Genomic DNA, 23,742 nt, shown 5'->3' with positions numbered 1-23,742 from the left:
GCCGGCCCTGTTGCCCGATGCGCGATCAGGCGTTGCCGGCAGCCGCCGCCGCGACTTCCGCGGCGAAGTCTTCGGACTTCTTCTCGATGCCTTCGCCGACCACGTAGAGCGAGAAGCGAGCGACCTTCGCGCCCTTTTCCTTCAGCATCTGCTCGACGGTCTGCTTGTCGTTCTTGACGAACGGCTGGGACAGCAGCGTGACTTCCTTCAGGAATTTCTGGACGGAGCCCTCGACCATCTTGGCGACGATCTCGGCGGGCTTGCCGGATTCGGCAGCCTTCTGTTCGGCGACCGAGCGCTCGGCGGCGATGTCGGCGGCCGGCACGCCGGCGGCGTCGAGCGCCTTGGGCTTGGTGGCCGCGATGTGCATGGCCAGGTCCTTGCCGGTTTCGTCGGGGCCGGAGAACTCGACCAGCACGCCGATCTTGCCGCCGTGCACGTAGCTGGCCAGCTGGTCGGCGGTCTCAAAGCGCTCGAAGCGGCGGATGGAGATGTTTTCGCCGATCTTGCCCACCAGCGCGGCACGGATGCTTTCGACCGTGCCGTCGCCCAGGGGCAGCTCGTTCAGCGCCGCGACGTCGGCGGGGTTCTTTTCGGTGGCCAGTTCGGCGACCTGATTGATGAACGCGATGAAGTCGTCGTTCTTGGCGACGAAGTCGGTTTCGCAGTTGACTTCGATCAGGGTGCCGCGCTTGCCGTCGGCGGCGATGTGCAGCCCGATCAGGCCTTCGGCCGTGATGCGCGCGGCGGCCTTGCTGGCCTTGTTGCCCAGTTTCACGCGGAGAATCTCTTCGGCGCGAGCCATGTCCCCGTCCGCCTCGGTCAGTGCTTTCTTGCACTCCATCATGGGGGCGTCGGTTTTCTCACGGAGTTCTTTGACCATGGATGCGGTAATTTGAGCCACTATTTTCTCCAATTCTTCAAAACACGCCCCGGCCGGGCCGGGGCAACTGCGAAACGATCGCGAAGCACGCCGCGCCGGTGGGCGGCATGCCGATGCCGGGCCGGCTGGGCCGGCCCAGGGCTTATTCGCGGTCTTCGTCGACTTCCACGAACTCTTCGTCGCCTTCGGTGATTTCCTCGACCAGGCCGTTGAGGTTCTGTTCGCGGCCTTCCAGCACGGCGTCGGCCATGCCGCGCGCATACAAGGCGATGGCCTTGGCCGAGTCGTCGTTGCCGGGGATGACGTAGTCCACGCCTTCGGGCGAGTGGTTGGTATCGACGACCGCGACGACCGGGATGCCGAGCGTGCGGGCTTCCGCCACCGCGATCTTGTGGTAGCCGACGTCGATCACGAACAAGGCATCGGGCAGATTGTTCATGTCCTTGATGCCGCCGATCGCCTTGTTGAGCTTTTCAAGCTCGCGGTCGAACATCAGGGCGTCTTTCTTGCTCATGCGCTCGGTTGCGCCTTCGGCCAGCTGGGCTTCCATTTCCTTCAGGCGCTTGACCGAGGTCTTGACCGTCTTGAAGTTGGTCATCATGCCGCCCAGCCAGCGGCTGTCGACGTAGGGCATGCCGCAGCGGGCGGCTTCGGCGGCCACGAGTTCGCGGGCGGCGCGCTTGGTGCCGACGAACAGGACGGTGCCTCCGCGGGCGGCCAGCTGGCGCACGAATTTCGTGGCTTCCTGGTACTTGGCGACGGTCTGCTCAAGGTTGACGATGTGGATCTTGTTGCGCTGGCCGAAGATGAACGGCGCCATCTTGGGGTTCCAGTAACGGGTCTGGTGGCCAAAGTGCACACCGGCTTCCAGCATTTCACGCATCAAAGACATAATATTCTCCAAGGGTTGGGTCTTGCACCAGGCTTGCATCCCGCCAAGGTCGCCCGCAAGCTTGCGGGCGCTACAATGGCAAGGACACCCTTAAGGCGCCGGGTGCGCGATTTTAATTTCACAAAGCTTTCCGAAAGGCCTTCCACAAGCCCGGCATGGCGCAGATGCAGCCCTGAACTAAGAGGCTGAGGTTGCGCGTATTGAGGTTGCGCGTATTGGGTTGCGTATAAGGCCTACGGTATAAGGCCTAAGCCACAAGGCAACACCGCTAAGCGCCGCCGCAACGAACATGTGGAAAATCAAGGAAAGCCTATAATTCTACTATTTTTCGCCGATCAGATTCAAGTTGACATGAGCACACTCGTTACCGACCCCACCGACCTCGATAAAATGCGCGCCGCCTGTCAGGCCGCCGCCGCCACGCTCGATTATCTGGCTCCCCACGTGCGCCCGGGCATCACCACCGGCGAGCTCGATCGGCTGTGCATGGACTACATCACCAATGTGCTCAAGGTCGAATCCGCAACCGTGGGCTATGCGCCGCCGGGGTACACCCCCTTCCCCGCCTCCATCTGCACGTCGGTCAACCATGTGATCTGCCACGGCATACCGGGCGACAAGGTGCTGAAGAACGGCGACATCATGAACATCGACGTCACCGTCATCAAGGACGGCTGGTTCGGCGACACCAGCCGCATGTACTACGTGGGCGAACCGTCCATCCTGGCGCGCCGCCTGACCGAGACCACCTACGACTGCATGTGGCTGGGCATCGAGCAGGTGCGGCCGGGCGCCACGCTGGGCGACATCGGGCACGCCATCCAGAAGCACGCCGAAAAGAACGGGTTCTCGGTGGTGCGCGAATACTGCGGCCACGGCGTCGGGCGCAAGTTCCACCAGGACCCGCAGGTGCTGCACTACGGCAAGCCCGGCACCGGCCTGCAGCTGGAACCCGGCATGATCTTCACGATAGAGCCCATGATCAACGCGGGGCGCAAGGAAATCCGCACCCTGGCCGACGGCTGGACGGTCGTCACCCGCGACCACAGCCTGTCCGCGCAATGGGAGCACAGCATCCTGGTCACCGACGGCGGCTATGAAGTCCTGACGGTATCGGAGCACATGCCCGCGCCGCCCGCCTTCGTCAAGGGCGCGTAGGGCCGCCGGCCTGCCCTCGCCATGTCCGCGCCGCTCGTCACCTCCTTGCGCGAACAGCTCGCCGCGCGGCGGGCCGAGGCCATACGGGAATTCCGCGAGCACCTGCGGCCCGAGGCGCTGCTGACGGCCTTGCGGCGCATCACCGACCAGGCGCTGCGCGAGCTGGTCCGCCTGCACCCGCTGCCCGCCGGCTCGGCCCTGGCGGCGGTGGGCGGCTACGGGCGCGGCGAGCTCTACCCGTATTCCGACGTCGACCTCCTGATCCTGCTGAAACACCCGCCGACGACCGAGGAGGCGGATCGCATCCAGTCCCTGGTGGCCGCGATGTGGGACCTGGGCATCGAGCCCGGGCACAGCGTGCGCACCATCGAGGACTGCCGCCGCGAAGCCGCCAACGACATCACGGTCGAGACCGCCTTGCTGGAAGCGCGCTGGCTGGTCGGGTCGCGCGAGCTGCTGCAGACCTTGCGCAAGACCATGCGCCGGCAGCTGGATCCGCAGGCCTTCTTCCAGGCCAAGCGCGCCGAAATGCAGCAGCGCCACGCCCGGCACCAGGACACGCCGTACGCGCTGGAGCCCAATTGCAAAGAGGCGCCCGGCGGGCTGCGCGATCTTCAAGTCCTGCTGTGGATGGCCGATGCGGCGGGCCTGGGCGGCACCTGGAGCGAAGTCGCCCAGACCGATCTCCTGACGCCCACCGAATTCCGGGCCCTGCGGCGCGCCGAGCAGGCCTTCAAGCGCCTGCGGATCGAGCTGCACCTGCTGACCGGGCGCCGCGAAGACCGCCTGCTGTTCGATCTGCAGCCCGGCCTGGCCGCCGTCTACGGCTTCGAAGCGGTCAAGAACCGGCGCCCCAGCGAGATTCTCATGCAGCGCTATTACTGGGCGGCGCGCGTGGTCAACCAGTTAAACACCATATTGCTGCAGAGCATAGAAGAGCTGCTGTTTCCCTTGCCCGAAGACCAGGCCAAGGCCATAGACGCCGATTTCTCGGTGGTGCGCGGGCGCCTCGCCACCCAGCGCGAAGACGCCTTCGAGCGCAACCCCGCCCTGCTGTTCCGCGCCTTCCTCATCATGCAGGAACGCGCCGACATCGACGGCATCTCGGCGCCCACCCTGCGGGCCATGTGGCATGCGCGGCGCCGCATCGACAGCCAGTTCCGCCAGAATCCGGTCAATCGCCGGCAGTTCATACAGATCTTCCAGCAGCCGCGCGGCCTGGTCCATGCCTTGCGGCGCATGACGATGCTGAACATCCTGCCGCGCTACCTGCCGGTGTTCCGGCGCATCGTGGGCCAGATGCAGCACGATCTGTTCCATGCCTACACGGTCGACCAGCACATCCTGATGGTGATACGCAACCTGCGCCGCTTCACCATGCCGGAACACGCCCAGGAATACCCCCTGGCCAGCCAGATCATGGCCGACTTCGACCGCCATTGGCTGCTGTATATCGCCGCCCTCTTCCATGACATCGCCAAGGGCCGCGGCGGCGACCACTCCGAGCTGGGGGCTATCGACGCCCGGCGCTTCTGCGCGGACCACGGCATCGAAGGCGAAGACGCCGAGCTCGTCGAATTCCTGGTGCGCCGGCATCTGGTGATGTCCACCGTGGCGCAAAAGAAAGACCTCAGCGATCCGGAGGTCGTCAGCCAGTTCGCGCAGTGCGTGGGCACCGAGCGCCGGCTGGCGGCGCTGTACCTGCTGACGGTGGCCGACATACGCGGCACCAGCCCCAAGGTATGGAATTCCTGGAAGGGCAAGCTGCTGGAGAACCTGTACCAGCAGACCCTGGTGGCGCTGGGCGGCGGCCGCAGCGACACGGGCACGGTGCTGGCCCTGCGCAAAGAGGCGGCCGCGACCGAGATCCGCCTGCTGGGCCTGCGCGACGAAAGCCGCGACCAGTTCTGGGACGAGCTCGACGTGGCGTATTTCCTGCGCCATGAAGCCGGCGAGATCGCCTGGCATACCCGGCATCTGTACCATCGGGTCAATTCCCCCGAGCCCGTGGTCAAGGCCCGGGTCGTGGGCCAGAACGAAGCCCTGCAAGTCATGGTCTACACCCAGGACCGCGACGACCTGTTCGTCACCATCTGCGGGTACTTCGACCGCCGCGCCTTCAGCATCCAGGACGCGCGCATACACACCACCCGGCACGGCTGGGCCCTGGACAGCTTCATCGTGCTGTTGCCGGCCCATGAAAAAGACTACCGTTCCCAGGCGACGCTGGTGGAGCACGAGCTCGTGGCCGCGCTCAAGCACCCGGCCGGACCCGGCGCCGCGGCGGTCCAGCTTCCTTCGTCCTGGAAAAAGGGCTCGCGCCGGTCCCGGGTGTTCCCCATCGTGCCCAACGTGGAGCTGCAGCCGGATGAACGCAGCGCATCCTGGAGGCTGTCGGTGACGGCGTCCGACCGGCCGGGCCTGCTCCACAGCCTTGCCCGGGTCTTCGCCGACCACGGCGTCAGCCTCAAGATGGCGAAGATACTCACGCTGGGCGACCGGGTCGAGGACATCTTCATCATCGAAGGCGACGCCCTGGGCAACCCGCGGACCCAGCTACAATTCGAACGCAACATCCTCGCCACGCTCGACGGCGCGGCTCCCGACCCTTCCTGACGACGGACGCATGGCATTCAACGACCTGATCTTCACCTTCGGCCGCAGCTTCCTGTTCGCGCTGGCCACCTTGCTGCCCATACTCAACCCGCCGGCCGTCGCGCCGATTTTCCTGACCCTGACCGAAGGCGCGAGCACCAGCGCGCGCACGCAGCTGTCCAAGCGCGTCGCCGTCAACATCTTCATCATGCTGGCCATCGCCATGTTCGGCGGCAACGTGGTGCTGGGCTTCTTCGGCATCTCGCTGCCGGTCGTGCGCGTGGGCGGCGGCCTGCTGGTCATCGCCACCGCCTGGCGCCTGGTGGGCGCGTCCGATTATGACGCCAAGCACGCCCAGGACATGGCGGAAGCCTATTCCTTCGAACAGATCCGCTCCAAGGCCTTCTATCCCCTGACCTTCCCCATGATCTGCGGGCCGGGCGCGCTGTCGGCGGCCATCACCATCGGCGCCACGCTGCACGACGAACGCAGCCTGGTCGCCGCGTCCAAGTTCGCCGGCTCGCTGCCCGCGATCGCCGTCGCGGCGCTGGTGGTATACCTGTGCTTGCGCTTCGCCGCCCAGTTCCTGCACAAGCTGGGCCCCAACGGCACGGCGGTGCTGATGCGCCTGTCCGCCTTCATCCTGCTGTGCCTGGGCGTGCAGATCGTCTGGGACGGCGTCCATGAGCTGATCATGGTGATCATCCACGACAGCATGTCCATCCGCAACGCGTGAAGGCCGGGAATCGCGGCCTGTTGCATCGAATCAGAGGAAAAAATGACGACCAACCGAATCCTACATGTCATGGCCGTGCTGTGCGTCGCTGCGGTCGCCGTGGCGCTCGTCTCGCAGCATGTGTTCGACATGCGGCCCTGCGCCTGGTGCGTGCTGCAGCGCCTGGTGTTCCTGGCCATCGCGGCGGTATGCTGGCTGGGGGTGCTCGCCGGGCGCGTGGCGCCCGGGCTGCGCCGGTTCGCGGGCCTGCTGGCGGCGCTGCTGGGCGCGGGCGGGATGGTGGCGGCCTGGTATCAGTACTCGGTCGCGGCGCAGCGGTTTTCCTGCGACATGACTTTCGCCGACCGTTTCATGGTGGCGTCGGGCCTGGACGCCGGGGTGCCTTGGCTGTTCGGAATTTTTGCCTCGTGCCTGGACGCCCGGGTGGAGCTGCTGGGCGTCGAATACGCGCTCTGGGGCATGGGCTTGTTCGCGCTGCTGACGGTGATGGCGCTGATGGCGGCCGCCAGGCGCTCGGGGCGGCGCCGTTAGGTTATTGCCCGGCTTTGGCCGGGCAAGCCAAACCCGCCACGGTCACTCCGGCGAGCTGCTGGTCGACATCTCGCCCGCCGCCGCGCGTACGCCGCGGGTCAGGCTCAACTGCTCCAGATAGGCCGCGTCGATGTCTCCCGTCACATAATGGCCGTTGAAGCACGACGACTCGAACTGCGCCATCGCCGCATTCCGGTCGCGGATCGACTGCTCCAGATCCGCCAGCTCCTGGTACACCAGCCCGTCCGCCCCGATCTCCCGGCTCACCTGCGCCGTATCACGCCCATAGGCGATCAATTCCGCCTGCGTGGGCATGTCGATTCCATAGACATTCGGGAACCGCACCGCGGGCGCCGCCGAGGCGAAATAGACCTTGTTCGCGCCCGCCGCCCGGGCCATGTCCACGATCTCCCGGCTCGTCGTGCCCCGGACGATGGAATCGTCCACCAGCAGCACATTCTTGCCCCGGAACTCCATATCGATCGCGCTCAGCTTCTGCCGCACCGACTTCTTGCGCACCGCCTGCCCCGGCATGATGAACGTGCGCCCGACATAGCGATTCTTGATGAACCCCTCGCGGTAGCCGAGATTGAGCTTTGCCGCCAGTTGCATCGCCGAAGGGCGGGAGGAATCCGGAATCGGCATCACGACGTCGATGTCGCCCAGGCGCAGCGACTTGGCCACATTGTCCGCCAGGTATTCCCCCATGTTCAGGCGCGCATCGTAGATGGAAACCCCGTCCATCACCGAATCCGGCCTGGCGAAATACACATATTCGAACACGCAGGGCGTCAGCACCGGATCCGTCGCGCATTGCCTGCTGCTGAGCCTGCCGTCCAGGTCGATGAAGATCGCCTCGCCCGGCTCGATGTCGCGCACCAGCGAGAACCCGCAGCCGGTCAGCGCCACGGACTCCGAAGCCACCATCCATTCCGTGCCCTGCTCCGTCTCGACCGAGCCCAGGCACAGCGGCCGGATCCCGTAGGGGTCGCGGAACGCCACCATCCCGTAGTTCGCGATCTGCGCGATGACGGCATATGCGCCCTTGGCGCGGCGATGCACCGAGGACACAGCCTTGAAAATGGCGTCGTCGTCCAGCGAGCCGCCGCTGGAGGCCAGCTGCACCTCGTGGGCGAATACGTTCAGCAGCACTTCCGAATCGGAATTCGTGTTGATGTGGCGCCGATCCACGCGGAACAGCGCTTCGCGCAATTCCCGCCAATTGGTCAGGTTGCCGTTGTGCACGAAGGTGATGCCGAACGGCGCGTTCACGTAGAAAGGCTGGGCCTCGTCGACGCTGTCGCTGGAGCCGGCGGTGGGATAGCGCACCTGCCCCAGCCCGCTGTTGCCCGGCAGCGAACGCATGTTCCTGGTACGGAAGACGTCGCGCACCAGCCCATGGGCCTTGTGCATGTTGAAAAACTGATCGTGCGACGTCGAGATGCCGGCGGCGTCCTGCCCGCGATGCTGCAGCAGCAGCAGGCTGTCGTAGATCAACTGGTTCACGGGGCTGCGGCCCGCCACCCCCACTATTCCACACATTTTCTATATTCCTGTGAATATCAATACGGTAACCACGATGCAAGCGACGGCGGCAGCAGCAGCTTGATCTGCTGCACCCCCTGGATGGCGCTGCGGGAAAGCCGGGCGTCCTGCCACCAGGGTTCCTTGGGCAGATCGGTATAGCCGGCCAGCACCACCAGCAGCAGCACGAAGACCGTGCCGCGCAGCAGGCCGAACAAAGCGCCCAGCCCATGATCGGCGGGCGTCAGCCCGGTCTTGCGGATCAGGGTGGCCAGGGTGACGTTGACGAGCCCCACCAGCAGCAGCACTACGATGAAGACCAGCCCGTAGGCGGCGGCGGTGCGCAACAATGCGTTGTCGACCCAGGCGGTCAGCCAGGCCGACATCAGCGGCCCCCACCAGACGGCCGCCAGGAAGGCGACGACGTAGGCGATGAGCGAAAGGACTTCCTTGACCAGGCCGCGCAGCAGCCCGAGCAGGGCCGAGAAAGCCAGGATGGCCAGGACGAGATAGTCGAAGCTGGTCACTTAGTGGAGATGAAGCCGTTGTCGTAGCCCAGCGCCCTCAATCGCGCCTGGGCGGCCTGGGCGGCATCGCGCGTGGGGAAGGGGCCGACGCGCAGGCGGTAGGTAGGCTTGCCGCCGGACGTCGCGTTTTCCACGTAGGCGTTGGTGACCCCCGCGGAAACCAGGCGGTCGCGGCGGACTTGCGCGTCTTTGTCGCTGGTGTAGGCGGCGATCTGGAGTATGTAGTTGCCCGAACCGGAAGGCGCCGGGGCGCGTGCGGCCGGCGTGCGGCCTTCGAGCAGCGCGATCGCCACCGAGCCGTCGTCGGTGCGTTCGACCGCCGGCTTGGGCTCCCTGGGCTTGGGCTCTTCCTTCCTGGCCGGCTTGTGGTCGGCGGCGGGTTCGGGCTTGGCGGCTTGCTGGGCCGGCGTTTCGGCCGCGGGCGGCACGGCGGGCTGGGCCGTGGCCACGTCGGTGCCTGTGGAGCTTGCGGCGGGATCGGCGGCGGGCTGGGCGGGTTCGGGCGACTGGCTGATGGTGCCCGCAGCGCCCGGGTTGGCCGGCGGCGGCGCCAGGGCCATCGCGCCTTCGCCCGGCGCGACGATGGCCGGCACGACCAGGGGCCCCGCGGTCTGTTCGGCGGGTTCGTTGGAGTCGAACAGCATGGGAACGATGATGACCGCCGCCAGCACCAGCACCAGGGCGCCGATCAGGCGGCGGCGGGCCCGGCCGCGAAGTTCGTTGACCTGGGCTTCACTGGAAAGAGACGAACGCCGCCCCGACGCCGGAGCGGATTCGTTGCGAGAAAACAATCCCATGGAGCAAAAAACCTATCTGGTAAACAAGCGGCCGCCGGGCGGGCTTGTACTACGTGACCTGCCGCCCCAGATGCTGCAGTACGGGCCCGACAGTCGAAAAAGATCCGAACACGAGAATTCTATCATTCTCGGATGCCTGTTTCCGGGCCTCTGTAAACGCTTGTACCGGATTATCAAAACTCGAAACGATGACGGCGTCGGCGCTGACCGCCGGGCGCGCGGCCGGCTTGACGCCGGGCCGGCCGGCGGGCGCGTCCTGGGACGGATCGGCGATGCGCTTGACTTCGACGCTGGCCTGTTCGAGGGTTTCCTTGCCCGTCACGCCGTGGACCGCCTTGCGCACCACGGCGGCAAGGTCCGCGCCCGGAGTGCCGCGCGGCCCTTCCAGCCCGGCGCAATACCAGCGGTCCACCCGGTTGGCCAGCTTGGCGATGACGCTGCTCATGTCCTTGTCGTTGAGCATGCCCACGACCGCGTGCGTATGCGGAAAATACCCCATGTTGTCCAGGTTCTGCCCCAGCGCGGCGGCGGCATGGGGGTTGTGGGCCACGTCCAGGATGATGGTGGGCGTGCCCGGCAGTATCTGCAGGCGGCCCGGCAAGGCGACCTGCGCCAGGCCGATGCGCACCGCCTGCTGCGGCACCGCGAGCCGCGGCCGCAGCGCTTCCAGCGCGGCCAGCGCGGCGGACGCGTTGAGCAGCTGGTTGGCGCCCCGCAAGGCGGGATAGGCCAGGCCGCTGCGCCGCTGGCTGCGCCCGCCGTACGCCCATTGCTGGCGGTCGCCCGAATAGTTGAAGTCCTTCCCGAACAGCCAGAGGTCGGCGCCGATTTCCCGCGCGTACTCGATGACGGTGCCGGGCGGCATGGGGTCGGCGCAGATGGCGGGCTTGCCGGGCCGGAAGATATGGGCTTTTTCCCAGCCGATCTTCTCGCGCGTGTCGCCCAGGTAGGCCGTGTGGTCGAGGTCGACGCTGGTGATGACCGCGCAGTCGGTGTCGACCAGGTTGACGGCGTCCAGCCGGCCGCCCAGCCCCACCTCCAGCACCGCGACGTCGATGCGCTGTTCTTCGAACAGCATCAGGGCCGCCAGCGTGGTGTATTCGAAATAGCTCAGGCTGATGTCGCCCCTGGCGGCCTCGATGACCCGGAACTGGCTGACGATCCGGTCGTCGCCGGCCATCTCGCCGTTCAAGCGTATGCGTTCGTTGAAATCGATGAGGTGCGGCGAGGTGTACATGCCGACCTTGTAGCCGGCCGCGAGCAGGATGGCTTCGAGCATGGCGCAGGTGGAGCCCTTGCCGTTGGTGCCGCCGACCGTGATCTTCACGAACGGCAGCCGCAGCCCCAGCTTGCCGGCCACCTTTTTTATTCTATCCAGCCCGAGATCGATGGCGCGGTGGTGCAGGGTTTCAAGATAGCCGAGCCATTCCTGCAAACCGGAAGACTCGTTGGGTACAAGACTGGACATGATGAATGCTTCTGTGGAAAAAACGGGCGGCAGGTGCCGATATTAGCACCTGCCGCCGCGGGGACGGCGCTTGCCCGCGCCCGGGGTGCGCTTTTTACTTGCGCCTGGCGGGCGGCAGATCGGTGCAGCTGCCTTCCGCGACCTCGGCCGCCATGCCCACGGATTCCCCCAGCGTGGGGTGCGGGTGTATGGTCTTGCCGATGTCCACCGCGTCGGCGCCCATTTCGATGGCCAATGCGACCTCGCTGATCAGGTCGCCGGCATGCGTGCCGACGATGCCGCCGCCCAGCACGCGGTGGGTCTCGGCATCGAACAGCAGCTTGGTGTAGCCCTCGTCGCGCCCGTTGGCGATGGCGCGCCCCGACGCGGCCCAGGGGAACAGGCCCTTGGTGACCGCGATGCCCTCTTTCCTGGCTTCGTCTTCGGTCAGGCCGACCCAGGCGACCTCGGGATCCGTGTACGACACCGACGGGATGACGCGCGCGTCGAAGAAGCTCTTCTGCCCCGCGATCACTTCGGCGGCCACGTGGCCCTCATGCACCGCCTTGTGCGCCAGCATGGGCTGGCCGACGATGTCGCCGATGGCGAAGATGTGCGGCACGTTGGTGCGCATCTGCTTGTCGACCTCGATGAAGCCGCGGTCGGTGACGGCGACCCCCGCCTTGTCGGCGGCGATCTTCTTGCCGTTGGGCGAACGGCCCACGGCCTGCAGCACCAGGTCGTAGCGCTGCGCTTCCCGGGGCGCGTTCTTGCCCTCGAAGGTGACCCAGATGCCGTCGTCGCGGGCTTCCGCGGCCACGGTCCGGGTTTCGAGCATGACGCGGTCGAAGCGCGAGGCGTTCATTTTCTCCCAGACCTTGACCATGTCGCGGTCCGCGCCCTGCATCAGGCCCGTCAGCATCTCGACGACGTCGAGCCGGGCGCCCAGGGCGGAATACACCGTGCCCATTTCCAGGCCGATGATGCCGCCGCCGATGATGAGCATTTTCTTGGGGATGGACGCCAGCTGCAGCGCGCCGGTGGAGTCCACGATGCGGGGGTCGTCCGGCAGGAACGGCAGCTTCACCGACTGGCTGCCCGCGGCGATGATGGCGGACTTGAACTTCACGGTGGTGGTGGCGCCGTCGGCGCCGGCCACCGCGAGGTGGTGGGGGTCGACGAAGGCGCCGACCCCGTTCAGCACCTTGACCTTGCGCGCCTTGGCCATGCCGGCCAGGCCCCCGGTGAGCTTGGCCACCACGCCGTCCTTGTAGGCGCGCACGCCGTCCAGGTCGATTTTCGGCTCGCCGAAGCTGATGCCGTGCGCAGACAGCGAGCGGGCTTCTTCGAGCACCGCCACGGTATGCAGCAGCGCCTTGGACGGTATGCAGCCCACGTTCAGGCATACGCCGCCCAGCGTGCCATAGCGCTCGACGAGCGCCACGGACAAGCCCAGGTCGGCGGCGCGGAAGGCGGCCGAGTAGCCGCCCGGGCCGGCGCCCAGCACCAGGACGTCGAACTCGGCGTCGGACGGACCGGCATAGGCGGCCGCCGCGGGAGCGGCCGCGGCCTGTGCCGGCGCGGCGCGTTCCGCGGCGGGCGCGGATTGCGGCTTTTCGGCGGCGGCTTGCGCCGGCTTCGCGCCCGGCTGGTCCGCGCCCTGCGCGGCCTCGATGCGGACGATGGCCGTGCCTTCGGCGACCTTGTCGCCCACCTTGACCAGGACTTCCTGGACGACCCCGCCGGCGGTGGCCGGGATCTCCATGGAGGCCTTGTCGGACTCGACGGTGATGAGGCTTTGCTCCGCCTGGACGGTGTCGCCCTTCGCCACCAGGACTTCGATGACCTCGACCTCCTTAAAGTCGCCGATGTCGGGCACTTTCAGTTCAGTTGCGCTCATATGGGCTCCTAGAGGGCGATGCGACGGAAGTCGGCGAGCAAGGCGCCCAGATAGGCGTTGAACCGCGCGGCGGCCGCGCCGTCGATGACCCGGTGGTCATAGGACAGCGACAGCGGCAGCATGAGGCGCGGGACGAATTTCTTGCCGTTCCAGACCGGCGCATGCGTGGAACGCGATACGCCCAGGATGGCGACCTCGGGAGCGTTGATGATGGGCGTGAAGTCGGTGCCGCCTATGCCCCCCAGCGAGGAGATGGAGAAGCAGCCGCCCTGCATCTGGCTGGGCGACAGCTTGCCGTCCCGCGCGAGCTTGGCGAGTTCCGCGGTTTCCTTGGCGAGCTCGAAAATGCCTTTCTTGTCGGCATCGCGGATGACGGGCACGACCAGGCCGTTGGGCGTGTCGGCCGCGAAGCCGATATGGTAGTAGTGCTTGTAGACCAGGTTGTCGCCGTCGAGCGATGCGTTGAATTCCGGATACTTCTTCAGCGCGGCCACGACCGCCTTGATGAGGAACGCCAGCATCGTGACCTTGATGCCGGACTTCTCGTTCTCTTTGTTCAGCGCCTGGCGCAGCGCTTCGAGCTCGGTGATGTCGGCCTGGTCGTTGTTGGTGACGTGCGGAATCATCACCCAGTTGCGATGCAGGTTCGCGCCGGAGATCTTCTTGATGCGCGACAGCGGCTTGGCTTCGACCTCGCCGAACTTGGCGAAATCGACCTTGGGCCAGGCCAGGACGTTCAGCCCGCCGCCCTCGGCCGTCATGGTGGCGGCCGGGCCGGGGCCCGCCGCCAGGGCCTGCTTCACGAACTGGCGCACATCGTCCTGGGTGATCCGGTTCTTGGCGCCCGAGCCGCGCACCGACGCCAGGTTGACGCCCAGTTCGCGGGCGAACTTGCGCACCGACGGGGATGCATGCGGCAGGTTCCGCAGGGGTACGTCGGTTTCCGCAAAGGCCTCGGTGGGGGAATGCCGCTCGGGCGGCGTCGAGGCCAGCGGCGCGCCGCCGGACGACGGCGCGGCTTCCGGCGGCTCTGAGGCGGCGGCCACGGCCGGCGCGGCGGCGGGTTCGGCGCGCTGCGCGGGCTCGGCGGCGGCCGGTTTCGCCTGGGCCGGCTCGGCCTTGGCGGGGGCCGCGCCGGTGCTGCGCAGTTCGATGATGTCGGAACCCTGGTTCACCTTGTCGCCCAGCTTGACCTTGACGGCCGTGACGACGCCCGCATGGGAGGACGGGACCTCCATGGAGGCCTTGTCGGATTCCACCGTGATCAGGCTTTGCTCGGCCGCGACCGTGTCGCCGACCGCGACCATGATTTCGATGACCTCGACGTCGGTCGCGCCGCCGATGTCGGGCACCGTGACCGTGACCGGCTTGCCGCCGGATTCGGGCCGCGTGTCGGCTTCGGCCGGTTCGGCCGCGGCGGGCGGAACCGCGGGCGCGGCGGCCTGCCGGGCGGGCGGCTGCGCGGCTTGCGGCTTGGCCGCGCCGGCCTCCTTGGCGTCGGCGGCTTCGAGCTGGACGATGACCGAGCCCTGCTTGACCTTGTCGCCGACCTTCACCATGACCGACTTGACCACGCCCGCATGCGACGAGGGGATCTCCATGGAGGCCTTGTCGGACTCCACCGTGATCAGGCTTTGCTCGGCCGCGACCGTATCGCCCGGCGCCACCAGGACCTCGATGACCTCGACCTCGCTGAAGTCGCCGATGTCCGGTACTTTTACTTCGATCGTATTGCTCATATCAGCGCCCCTCCTTACGCGTGATGCGGGTTGGCTTTATTTACGTTGATGCCATACTTCTTGATGGCTTCCGACAGCTTGGACACCGGCAGCTTGCCTTCGTCGGCCAGGCCGCGCAAGGCGGACAGCACCACGAAATGGCGGTCGATCTCGAAATGCTCGCGCAGCTTGTAGCGGAAATCGGAGCGGCCGTAGCCGTCGGTGCCCAGCACGTAATACCCGCGGCCCTTGGGGATGAACGGGCGGATCTGGTCGCCGTAGGCCTTCACGTAGTCGGTGGACACCACGATGGGGCCGCTGGTGTCCTGCAGCTGCTTGGTCACGTACGGCACCATGGGGTTCTTGGATTCCGGGTTCAGCAGGTTGTGGCGGTCGCAATCCAGGCCTTCGCGGCGCAGCTCGGTGAAGCTGGTGACGCTCCAGGCGTCCGACGCGATGCCCCAGTCTTGCTGCAGCAGTTCCTGCGCGGCCAGCACTTCGCGCAAGATGGTGCCCGAGCCCATGAGCTGCACGCGCGGCTGCTTGGCATCGCCCACCGACTTGAACTTGTACATGCCCCGGATGATGCCCTCTTCGTCGCCGGGCTTGAGGCCGGGCTGGGCGTAGTTCTCGTTCATGACGGTGAGGTAATAGAACACGTCTTCCTGGTTTTCCACCATGCGGCGCAGGCCGTCCTGCATGATGACCGCCAGCTCGTGCGCGAAGGTGGGGTCGTAGGACACGCAATTGGGGATGACCGACGACAGGATGTGGCTGTGCCCGTCTTCGTGCTGCAGGCCCTCGCCGTTGAGCGTCGTGCGCCCGGCGGTGCCGCCCAGCAGGAAGCCGCGCGCCTGCATGTCGCCCGCCGCCCAGGCCAGGTCGCCCACGCGCTGGAACCCGAACATCGAGTAGTAGATGAAGAACGGGATCATGATGCGGTTGTTCGTGGAGTACGACGTGGACGCCGCGATCCAGGAACTGAAGGCGCCGGCTTCGTTGATGCCTTCCTGCAGCAGCTGGCCGTTTTCGGTTTCCCGGTAGTACATCACCTGGTCCTTGTCGACCGGCACGTATTTCTGGCCCTCGGGCGAATAGATGCCGATCTGGCGGAACAGGCCTTCCATGCCGAACGTGCGGGACTCGTCGGACAGGATGGGCACCACGCGCGGGCCCAGCTGCTTGTCGCGCAGCAGCTGGTTCAGGAAGCGGACGAAAGCCTGGGTGGTGGAGATTTCGCGGCCCTCGGCGGTGGGGTCGAGTATGGCCTTGAAGACGTCCAGGCCCGGCACCTTGAGATGCTCGTCGGCCTTGCGGCGGCGCGCCGGCAGGTAGCCGCCCAGCGCCTTGCGGCGCTCGTGCAGGTAGACCATTTCGGGCGAGTCGTCGGCCGGCTTGAAGTAAGGCAGCTGTTCGAGCTTGTCGTCGGGAACGGGGATGTTGAAGCGGTCGCGGAATTCGCGCACCGACGCCATGTCGAGCTTTTTCTGCTGGTGGGTCGGGTTCTTGGCCTGGCCGATATGGCCCATGCCGTAGCCCTTGATGGTCTTGGCCAGTATCACCGTGGGCTGGCCGGTGTGCTCGGACGCCGCCTTGAAGGCCGCATAGACCTTGTAGGGGTCGTGGCCGCCGCGGTTCAGGCGCCAGATGTCTTCGTCGCTCATGCGGCTGACCATTTCCAGCAGCTTGGGGTGCTTGCCGAAGAAGTTCTCGCGCACGAACTTTCCGTCATGCGCCTTGTATGCCTGGTATTCGCCGTCGACGGATTCTTCCATGATGCGGCGCAGGATGCCTTCCTTGTCGCGCGCCAGCAGCGGATCCCAGTAGCCGCCCCAGATCAGCTTGATGACGTTCCAGCCGCTGCCGCGGAAATCGCCTTCGAGTTCCTGGATGATCTTGCCGTTGCCGCGCACCGGGCCGTCCAGCCGCTGCAGGTTGCAGTTGATGACGAAGATGAGGTTGTCGAGCTTTTCGCGCGAAGCCAGGCTGATGGCGCCCAGGGATTCGGGTTCGTCCATTTCGCCGTCGCCGCAGAACACCCAGACCTTGCGCTTGCTGGTGTCGGCGATGCCGCGCGCATGCAGGTACTTGAGGAAGCGCGCCTGATAGATGGCCATGAGCGGGCCCAGGCCCATGGACACGGTCGGGAACTGCCAGAAGTCCGGCATGAGCTTGGGGTGCGGGTACGACGACAAGCCCTTGCCGTCGACTTCCTGCCGGAAGTTGTCCAGCTGCTCCGCCGTGAGGCGGCCTTCCAGGTAGGCCCGGCCGTAGATGCCGGGCGAGGAATGGCCCTGGAAGTAGACCAGGTCGCCGCCGTGGTCTTCGGCCTCGGCGTGCCAGAAATGGTTCTGGCCGCAGCCTATCATGGTGGCGAGCGAGGCGAACGACGCGATGTGGCCGCCCAGGTCGCCGCCGTCGTGCGGATGATGGCTGTTGGCCTTGACGACCATGGCCATGGCGTTCCAGCGCACGTATGAGCGGATGCGCTCTTCGAGTACGATATTGCCGGGATGCGGCGGCTCCAGGCCCGGCGGTATGGTGTTGACGTAAGCGGTATTGGGCGAGAACGGAATGTGGGCCCCCGAGCGGCGGGCCAGGTCTATCAGGCGTTCGAGCAGGAAGTGCGCGCGTTCGGGCCCCTCGCGATCGAGCACGGCTTCTAGCGCGTCTAGCCATTCCTGTGTTTCAAGGGCGTCGTCGTCGGTGACATTAGCCGTGTTGCTGACTTGATCAAGAGAGGACATTCGCTGTCTCCTGGTTAGAGGTGGAATCCGGACACCGCCGCAAGCCCCGCCCGCGGCTTTGCCATGCCAGGCGCCAGGTCGTGGCGCGGCCGCCCCTGTCTTTATTTATAAGGGACGTGTCATACAAACCAGCCCATTCTAGGAAAGACTGGAGATATGTTCAAGCAAAATTTCATTTTATGATATGAGTTTTTATAATGTGAAAAATCCTGGCGGGCGTTAGCGACTAAAATGCTCTACGCATCGCGTTATGCAACCTTCGACACCCATGGCGAGCCATTCAAAAAAATCCCTGATCCCCACGACGTTCTACGACCAGGCGAACCACCCGCGGCGCGGCTTCTATTGGCTGACGCCCGTGATCGTGCTCATTCTTTATATTTGCGTGATGGGCGTGTTCATCTGGTTGCAGCAGCTGCACAACGACAGCGTCATGTTCGTGACCATAGACCAGGAAACCCGGCAGCAGCGGCTGATGATGGTCATCGTGGCGCTGTCCTGCGTGATCATCCTGAGCCTGCTGGCGCTGTGGCGCTACACGCGCTTCCGCACGCGCGCCGAAGCTGCGCTCATCGCCGAAACCGGTTTCCGCCGCGCCATGGAAAACTCCATGTCCACCGGCATGCGCGTCTTCGACATGCACGGCCGCATCGCCTACGTGAACCCCGCCTTCTGTCGCATGATAGGCTGGAACGAGGCCGACCTGATCGGCCGCACCACGCCCTTCCCCTACTGGCTGCCCGGCCGCCATGCCCAGCACCAGGAGACCCTGGACTTGCTGCTGTCGGGGCGCACGCCCAGCAGCGGCCTGGAAGTCGAGGCGCAGCGCCGCGACGGGTCCCGCTTCACGGCCCGCATGTACGTCTCGCCGCTGCGCGACCCCAATGGCGAGCAGATCGGCTGGATGACCTCCATGACCGACATCACCGAGCCCAAGCGCATCCGCGAAGCCCTGACCGCCGCGCACGAGCGCTTCATGACGGTGCTCGAAGGCCTGGACGACGCCATCTCGGTGGTGGCCGACACCTCCGAAGGCCTGGAACTGCTGTTCGCCAACCGCACGTATCGCCGCTTCTTCGGCGCCCAGTCCAACGGCCACGGCGAGCTCATGGGCGGCCGGCTCGGGCGCTTCACGGATGAAACGGTCGAGATCTTCTCGGAATCCGCGCAGCGCTGGTTCGAGGTCCACCACCGCACCCTGGCCTGGACCGACGGGCGCCGCGTGCGCCTGCAGGTCGCGCGCGACATCACCGAGCGGCGCACCCACGAAGAGGCCTCGCGCGTGCAGCAGGAGAAAATCCAGCTCACCAGCCGCCTGACGACCATGGGCGAAATGGCCTCGTCGCTGGCCCACGAACTGAACCAGCCGCTCACCGCCATCGCCAACTACAGCATGGGCGCGGTGGCGATGCTCAAGGCGGGCAACCCGAATCCCGAGCGGCTGCTGGAGGCCCTGGAAAAATCCGCCATGCAGGCCGAACGGGCCGGCAAGATCATCAGCCGCATCCGCGAATTCGTGAAGCGCAGCGAACCGCGCCGGCAGCCCGTGCCGATCAAGCGCATCGTCGACAACGCGGTGGGCTTTGCGGAAATCGACGCCCACAAGCGCCAGGTCGAGATCGCGCTGGACGTCCCGGACTCGATCCCCGACGTCCTGGCGGACCCGATCCTCATCGAGCAGGTGCTGCTGAACCTGCTCAAGAACGGCATAGAGGCCATGGAGAAAAGCGAGGACCGCACGCTCAAGCTGCTCATCTCCGACCAGTCTCCCCTCATCGAGATCGCGGTGATCGACCGCGGCCATGGCCTGCGCGACCCCGAGCGCCTGTTCGAACCGTTTTACAGCACCAAATCCGAAGGCCTGGGCATGGGGCTGAATATTTGCCGTACTATTATCGAGTCTCATCATGGACGGCTATGGGCCGACCCCAACCCGGAAGGGGGCACGATTTTCCGTTTCACTTTGCCGCGCGCTACGCCACAAGCGCCTAGCTCGACAGAAGACAATCAGGAGTTGCATGCATGACTACACCCCAAGCGCCGCAAACGATATTCATCGTCGATGACGACGAAGCCGTCCGTGATTCATTGCGCTGGCTGCTCGAAGCCAATGGCTACCGCGTCCGCAGCTTCAGCGGTGCAGAAGAATTCCTCCATGCCTACGAACCCGACCAGGTGGGCGTGCTCATCGCCGACGTCCGCATGCCCGGCATGAGCGGCCTGGAGCTCCAGGAAGCCCTGATCGCCCGCAAGGCGCCCCTGCCCATCGTCTTCATCACCGGCCACGGCGACGTCCCCATGGCCGTGGCCACCATGAAGAAAGGCGCGGTCGACTTCCTGGAAAAACCCTTCAATGAAACGGATTTGCGCAATATCGTCGCCCGCATGCTCGAACAGGCGAACGAGCGGGTCAGCCAGGCGCAGGCCCAGAAGAACCACGAGGCCATCCTGAGCCGCCTCACCGCGCGCGAGCAGCAGGTGCTCGAGCGCATCGTCGCCGGCCGGCTGAACAAGCAGATCGCCGGGGACCTCAACATCAGCATCAAGACCGTCGAAGCGCATCGCGCCAACATCATGGAAAAACTCGAAGTCACCACCGTGGCCGATCTCATGAAGATCGCCCTCACCAAAGCAGAAGGTGCCGCATGACCGCACGCCTCATCGACGGCAAGGCGCTGTCGGACCAGATCAAGGCCGACGTCGCGGAACGCGTCCGCGCGCTGAAGCAGCGCGGCGTCACGCCCGGGCTGGCCGTGGTGCTCGTCGGCGACGACCCCGCCTCCCACGTCTACGTGCGCAACAAGGCCGCCGCATGCGAGAAGGCCGGGCTGTATTCCCAGGTGATACGCCTGCCCGCCGACATCCCCGAAGACCAGCTGCTGGACATCGTGCGCGGCCTGAACGGCGATCCGGACATCCACGGCATACTCGTACAGCTGCCCTTGCCCGCCCACCTGAACGCCGGCAAGGTCATTGAAACCATCGCCGCGGAAAAGGACGTCGACGGCTTCCACGTCAGCAATGCCGGCCTGCTCATGACCGGCCGGCCGCTGTTCCGCCCCTGCACGCCCTACGGCGTCATGAAAATGCTCGAATCCGAGAACGTCTCGCTCTGGGGTGCGGAAGCCGTCGTGGTCGGCGCCAGCAACATCGTCGGCAAGCCCATGGCCATGCTGATGCTCGCGGCCGGCGCCACGGTCACCCTGTGCAATTCCAAGACGCGCGATCTGGCCGCCCAGACGCGCCGCGCCGACGTCCTGGTGGTGGCTACCGGCAAGCCCGGCATGGTCACCGGCGACATGATCAAGCCCGGCGCCGTCGTCATCGACGTCGGCATCAATCGCAGCGCGTCCGGCAAGCTGGTGGGCGACGTCGATTTCGAATCCGCCCGCAAAGTGGCCGGGGCGATCACGCCCGTGCCCGGCGGCGTCGGCCCCATGACCATCGCCATGCTGCTCGTCAACACCCTGGAAGCCGCGGAGCGCAGCGCCGTTCCCGCCACCATCGACTGATCCGCAATGACACAGAATCCGCTACTGGCGCCGATCGGCGCGCTGATCGACTATTCGTCCATTTCCCCGTCGCACATCGAACCCGCGATCAAGGCCCTCATCCAGGAAGCGCGCGCGGCGGTGGAGCGCGCGGCCGATCCGGCCCTGCCCGCCACCTGGGCAGACATCGTCGAGCCGCTAGACGACGCCGGCGAGCGGCTGTGGCGCAGCTGGTCGGTCGCGGGGCACTTGAACGCGGTGGTCAACACGCCGGAACTGCGGGCCGCGTACAACCAATGCCTGCCGCTGGTCACGGAATTCTCCACCTGGTCGGGCCTGCACACCGGCCTGTACGCGCAGTACAAGCGCTTGCGCGCTTCGGACGCCTTCCAGGGCCTGACGGCCGCGCGCCGGCGCATCATCGAGCTCGCCCTGCGTGATTTCCGGCTCAGCGGCGTCGAGCTTCAAGGCGCCGACCGCGAACGCTATGCCGAAATCTCCGACCAGCAGGCGCAGGCGGCCCAGAAGTTCTCCGAGAACGTCCTAGATTCGGTGGACGGATGGTCGCTGTACGTGGACGCTGCATCCAGGCTGGACGGCCTGCCTCCCGACGTCGTCGAGGCCGCCCGGGCCGCCGCGCAAGGCGAAGGCCGGGAAGGCTGGAAGCTGGTGCTCAAGATGCCCTGCTATCTTCCCGTGATGCAATACGCCCGGGACCGCTCCCTGCGGCAGGAAATGTATCGCGCCTATGCAACCATCGCCTCCGAGCACGGCGACCCGCGCCTGGACAACTCGCCGCTCATCGAACGGCTTCTGGCCCTGCGCGCCGAAGAGGCCGCCCTGCTGGGCTATGCCAGCTACGCGGAGCTGCGGCTCGAAACACGCATGGCCGACGACGCCGGCCAGGTGCTGGACTTCCTGCGGGAGCTGGCCCGCAAGGCCAAGCCCCATGCCTTGCGCGACCTGGACGAATTGCGCGAGTTCGCGCGCGAGCGGCTGAACCTGCCCGAGCTGGAACCCTGGGACATCGCCTTCGCCTCGGAACGCCTGCGCGAAGAACGCTACGACTATTCCGAAGACGAGGTCAAACAGTACTTCACCGAACCGCAGGTGCTGCGAGGCCTGTTCCGGGTAATGGAAAAGCTGTTCGGCATCGGCCTGCGCGCCTGCGACGCGCCGACCTGGCATCCGGATGCCAAGGCCTATGAAGTGCTGTCCGGCTCGGGCGAGCCCCTGGGCATACTGTATCTGGATCTATACGCCCGCCAGGGCAAGCAGGGCGGCGCCTGGGTGGACGGCGAGCGCAACCGGCGCAAGCGGCATGGCGCCGTCCATGCGCCGGTGGTCTACCTGACCTGCAACTTCTCGAAAGGCCAGAACGGCAAGCCGGCGCTGCTGACCCACGACGACGTGATCACTTTGTTCCATGAAAGCGGCCATGCCCTGCATGCCTTGCTGTCCGAGGTCGACGACCTGGGCGCGGCGGCATTCGCCAGCGTCGAATGGGACGCCATCGAACTGCCGTCCCAGTTCATGGAGAATTTCTGCTGGGAATGGGGCGTCGTCACCTCGCTCACCGCCCACGTGGAACATGGCGGCGCCCTGCCGCGTGCGCTCTACGACAAGCTGCGGGCCGCGAAGAATTTCCAGAGCGGCATGCAGATGCTGCGCCAGATCGAATTCTCGCTGTTCGACATGGACATCCACCATCAAGCGCATGGCTTGTCGATCCAGCAGGTGCTGGACACCCTGGACGAAGTCCGCAAGGAAGTCGCGGTGCTGTTCCCTCCGTCATGGCACCGTTTCCCGCATAATTTTTCGCATCTGTTCGCGGGCGGCTACGGCGCGGGCTATTACAGCTACAAGTGGGCGGAAGTCCTGTCGGCGGACGCCTACGCCGCCTTCGAGGAAAGCGCTACGGCGCCCGGCGCGGCGGCGCTCGGCGCCTCCAGCGACACGCTGGATCCGGCCACCGGCCGGCGCTTCCTGAAAGAGATCCTCGCCGTCGGCGGGTCCCGCCCCGCCGGCGAGTCGTTCGCGGCGTTTCGCGGCCGGCCGCCCAGCATAGACGCCCTGCTGCGCCACAGCGGCCTGGCGTCCGCCGAGGCCGAACGCTAGGAGTCCGGCAACGCCGAAGGCTCTTGGGCCTATAATGGCCCAAGAGTTTTTTTCCGCAATTCGCTTTGTTCGCCGGTTCCATGTCTACACTGTTTCGCGCCGTCGCGGCCCTGGTGGCCGCCATGCTGTTCGTCTTCGCCCCACCCTCTTACGCCGAAAGCGCGCTGCACAATGTGCGCGGCTTCCTGCCCGATCTCCGTTTCACGCTGGTCGGCCCCGGCGCGAAGACCTTCACCCAGGACGATTTCAAGGGCAAGACCGTCTTGATGTTCTTCGGCTATGCCAGCTGCCCCGACATCTGTCCCACGACGATGGCGCAGCTGTCGCAGGTGATGGAAACGCTGGGCGAGGAGGCGGCGAAGGTGCGCATACTGTTCGTCAGCGTGGATCCGCACCGGGACACGCCGGAGATTCTGCAGGCTTATGTCGAGGCGTTCGACAGCCATGCCATCGGCCTGACGGGCACGGAGAAGCAGGTGGCCGATGTGGCGCGGCGCTACCGGGTGGCGTATCAGATAGAAAAGCCCAGCAAGGATGATCCCGGCAACTATGAAGTGGCGCACAGCCGTGGGGTGTATGTGTTCGACGGGCAGGGGCGCGCCCGGCTGTTGGCGGCCGATACGGAATCGGTGGAAGTGCTGAGCGAGGGTGTGAAGCGCTTGCTGGCGCAGGGCTGAC

Annotated in this window: 18 protein-coding genes; 9 read left to right on the top strand and 9 right to left on the bottom strand. The window is 66.0% G+C overall.

All coding sequences use genetic code 11. From position 1 onward, the window contains the following. Positions 1-25: 25 nt before the first annotated feature. Both tsf and rpsB read right to left on the bottom strand, forming a co-directional pair. A complete protein-coding gene (gene tsf, locus H0A72_RS14595; protein ID WP_180156579.1) occupies positions 26-904 on the bottom strand; it encodes a translation elongation factor Ts in 879 nt (292 codons plus the stop codon). A gap of 121 nt (positions 905-1,025) precedes the next feature. After that, positions 1,026-1,775, bottom strand: coding sequence for a 30S ribosomal protein S2 (gene rpsB / locus H0A72_RS14590; RefSeq protein ID WP_180156577.1), 750 nt, complete (start codon positions 1,773-1,775; stop codon positions 1,026-1,028). A gap of 351 nt (positions 1,776-2,126) precedes the next feature. Between rpsB and map the strand changes: the two genes are divergently transcribed. From map to H0A72_RS14570, 4 genes are read left to right on the top strand one after another with little or no spacing between them, the layout of a single operon-like run. Then, a complete protein-coding gene (gene map, locus H0A72_RS14585) occupies positions 2,127-2,933 on the top strand; it encodes a type I methionyl aminopeptidase (RefSeq protein WP_180156575.1) in 807 nt (268 codons plus the stop codon). Positions 2,934-2,954: 21 nt separating this feature from the next. Next, a complete protein-coding gene (locus H0A72_RS14580; RefSeq protein WP_180156573.1) occupies positions 2,955-5,549 on the top strand; it encodes a [protein-PII] uridylyltransferase in 2,595 nt (864 codons plus the stop codon). A 10-nt stretch (positions 5,550-5,559) separates the two neighbouring features. Then, the gene (locus tag H0A72_RS14575; protein WP_180156571.1) at positions 5,560-6,264 is read left to right on the top strand and encodes a MarC family protein; all 705 of its coding nucleotides are present in this window, start codon (positions 5,560-5,562) and stop codon (positions 6,262-6,264) included. Positions 6,265-6,306: 42 nt separating this feature from the next. After that, a complete protein-coding gene (locus H0A72_RS14570; RefSeq protein ID WP_180156569.1) occupies positions 6,307-6,795 on the top strand; it encodes a disulfide bond formation protein B in 489 nt (162 codons plus the stop codon). Positions 6,796-6,837: 42 nt separating this feature from the next. Here H0A72_RS14570 and purF read toward each other — a convergent pair whose 3' ends face one another. The 7 genes from purF to aceE form a co-directional block, all read right to left on the bottom strand. After that, positions 6,838-8,337: an amidophosphoribosyltransferase gene (gene purF, locus H0A72_RS14565; protein WP_180156568.1), complete on the bottom strand. Its 1,500-nt coding sequence runs from the start codon at positions 8,335-8,337 to the stop codon at positions 6,838-6,840. Positions 8,338-8,357: 20 nt separating this feature from the next. Further along, a complete protein-coding gene (locus H0A72_RS14560) occupies positions 8,358-8,846 on the bottom strand; it encodes a CvpA family protein (RefSeq protein WP_180156566.1) in 489 nt (162 codons plus the stop codon). Further along, complete coding sequence (locus H0A72_RS14555) at positions 8,843-9,643, bottom strand: SPOR domain-containing protein (protein WP_180156564.1); 801 nt, start codon at positions 9,641-9,643, stop codon at positions 8,843-8,845. Before H0A72_RS14555 ends, H0A72_RS14560 begins: the two co-directional genes overlap by 4 nt. A gap of 49 nt (positions 9,644-9,692) precedes the next feature. Further along, a complete protein-coding gene (folC, locus tag H0A72_RS14550) occupies positions 9,693-11,111 on the bottom strand; it encodes a bifunctional tetrahydrofolate synthase/dihydrofolate synthase (protein ID WP_180156562.1) in 1,419 nt (472 codons plus the stop codon). A gap of 94 nt (positions 11,112-11,205) precedes the next feature. Beyond that, entirely contained in the window at positions 11,206-12,990 is a 1,785-nt protein-coding gene (lpdA, locus tag H0A72_RS14545; protein ID WP_180156561.1) for a dihydrolipoyl dehydrogenase, read from the bottom strand. A gap of 8 nt (positions 12,991-12,998) precedes the next feature. Beyond that, positions 12,999-14,729, bottom strand: a complete 1,731-nt coding sequence (gene aceF / locus H0A72_RS14540; RefSeq protein WP_180156559.1) for a dihydrolipoyllysine-residue acetyltransferase — start codon at positions 14,727-14,729, stop codon at positions 12,999-13,001. A gap of 14 nt (positions 14,730-14,743) precedes the next feature. Beyond that, complete coding sequence (gene aceE, locus H0A72_RS14535; protein ID WP_180156557.1) at positions 14,744-17,455, bottom strand: pyruvate dehydrogenase (acetyl-transferring), homodimeric type; 2,712 nt, start codon at positions 17,453-17,455, stop codon at positions 14,744-14,746. A 268-nt stretch (positions 17,456-17,723) separates the two neighbouring features. Between aceE and H0A72_RS14530 the strand changes: the two genes are divergently transcribed. The 5 genes from H0A72_RS14530 to H0A72_RS14510 all read left to right on the top strand — a co-directional run bounded on the left by H0A72_RS14530 (position 17,724) and on the right by H0A72_RS14510 (position 23,741). After that, complete coding sequence (locus H0A72_RS14530; protein WP_180156556.1) at positions 17,724-19,481, top strand: PAS domain-containing sensor histidine kinase; 1,758 nt, start codon at positions 17,724-17,726, stop codon at positions 19,479-19,481. Then, positions 19,478-20,104 carry a response regulator transcription factor gene (locus H0A72_RS14525; RefSeq protein ID WP_180156554.1) on the top strand — a complete coding sequence of 209 codons (627 nt, stop codon included), beginning with the start codon at positions 19,478-19,480 and terminating at the stop codon, positions 20,102-20,104. Before H0A72_RS14530 ends, H0A72_RS14525 begins: the two co-directional genes overlap by 4 nt. After that, positions 20,101-20,967: a bifunctional methylenetetrahydrofolate dehydrogenase/methenyltetrahydrofolate cyclohydrolase FolD gene (gene folD, locus H0A72_RS14520; RefSeq protein ID WP_180156552.1), complete on the top strand. Its 867-nt coding sequence runs from the start codon at positions 20,101-20,103 to the stop codon at positions 20,965-20,967. The genes H0A72_RS14525 and folD overlap by 4 nt, the downstream gene beginning before the upstream one ends. A gap of 6 nt (positions 20,968-20,973) precedes the next feature. Continuing rightward, a complete protein-coding gene (locus H0A72_RS14515; protein WP_180156550.1) occupies positions 20,974-23,064 on the top strand; it encodes a M3 family metallopeptidase in 2,091 nt (696 codons plus the stop codon). Between the two features lie 122 nt (positions 23,065-23,186). Beyond that, positions 23,187-23,741: an SCO family protein gene (locus H0A72_RS14510; RefSeq protein ID WP_246436832.1), complete on the top strand. Its 555-nt coding sequence runs from the start codon at positions 23,187-23,189 to the stop codon at positions 23,739-23,741. Position 23,742: the final 1 nt, after the last annotated feature.

The sequence above is a fragment of the Parapusillimonas granuli genome, assembly GCF_013416525.1.
In the GTDB taxonomy this organism is placed as follows: Bacteria; Pseudomonadota; Gammaproteobacteria; order Burkholderiales; family Burkholderiaceae_B; genus Parapusillimonas; species Parapusillimonas granuli.
The sequence above is the reverse complement of the archived record's forward strand: the minus strand, read 5'-3'. Positions and strand labels throughout refer to the sequence as shown.

What these genes read in the sequence shown, in the direction of transcription:
- lpdA (WP_180156561.1), bottom strand. Translation starts at nt 12,990, where the DNA reads ATGAGCGCAACTGAACTGAAAGTGCCCGACATCGGCGACTTTAAGGAG.
- aceF (WP_180156559.1), bottom strand. Translation starts at nt 14,729, where the DNA reads ATGAGCAATACGATCGAAGTAAAAGTACCGGACATCGGCGACTTCAGC.
- rpsB (WP_180156577.1), bottom strand. Translation starts at nt 1,775, where the DNA reads ATGTCTTTGATGCGTGAAATGCTGGAAGCCGGTGTGCACTTTGGCCAC.
- folC (WP_180156562.1), bottom strand. Translation starts at nt 11,111, where the DNA reads ATGTCCAGTCTTGTACCCAACGAGTCTTCCGGTTTGCAGGAATGGCTC.
- aceE (WP_180156557.1), bottom strand. Translation starts at nt 17,455, where the DNA reads ATGTCCTCTCTTGATCAAGTCAGCAACACGGCTAATGTCACCGACGAC.
- H0A72_RS14525 (WP_180156554.1), top strand. Translation starts at nt 19,478, where the DNA reads ATGACTACACCCCAAGCGCCGCAAACGATATTCATCGTCGATGACGAC.
- H0A72_RS14530 (WP_180156556.1), top strand. Translation starts at nt 17,724, where the DNA reads ATGGCGAGCCATTCAAAAAAATCCCTGATCCCCACGACGTTCTACGAC.
- H0A72_RS14570 (WP_180156569.1), top strand. Translation starts at nt 6,307, where the DNA reads ATGACGACCAACCGAATCCTACATGTCATGGCCGTGCTGTGCGTCGCT.
- purF (WP_180156568.1), bottom strand. Translation starts at nt 8,337, where the DNA reads ATGTGTGGAATAGTGGGGGTGGCGGGCCGCAGCCCCGTGAACCAGTTG.
- H0A72_RS14515 (WP_180156550.1), top strand. Translation starts at nt 20,974, where the DNA reads ATGACACAGAATCCGCTACTGGCGCCGATCGGCGCGCTGATCGACTAT.
- H0A72_RS14580 (WP_180156573.1), top strand. Translation starts at nt 2,955, where the DNA reads ATGTCCGCGCCGCTCGTCACCTCCTTGCGCGAACAGCTCGCCGCGCGG.
- H0A72_RS14575 (WP_180156571.1), top strand. Translation starts at nt 5,560, where the DNA reads ATGGCATTCAACGACCTGATCTTCACCTTCGGCCGCAGCTTCCTGTTC.
- folD (WP_180156552.1), top strand. Translation starts at nt 20,101, where the DNA reads ATGACCGCACGCCTCATCGACGGCAAGGCGCTGTCGGACCAGATCAAG.
- H0A72_RS14510 (WP_246436832.1), top strand. Translation starts at nt 23,187, where the DNA reads ATGCTGTTCGTCTTCGCCCCACCCTCTTACGCCGAAAGCGCGCTGCAC.
- map (WP_180156575.1), top strand. Translation starts at nt 2,127, where the DNA reads ATGAGCACACTCGTTACCGACCCCACCGACCTCGATAAAATGCGCGCC.
- H0A72_RS14555 (WP_180156564.1), bottom strand. Translation starts at nt 9,643, where the DNA reads ATGGGATTGTTTTCTCGCAACGAATCCGCTCCGGCGTCGGGGCGGCGT.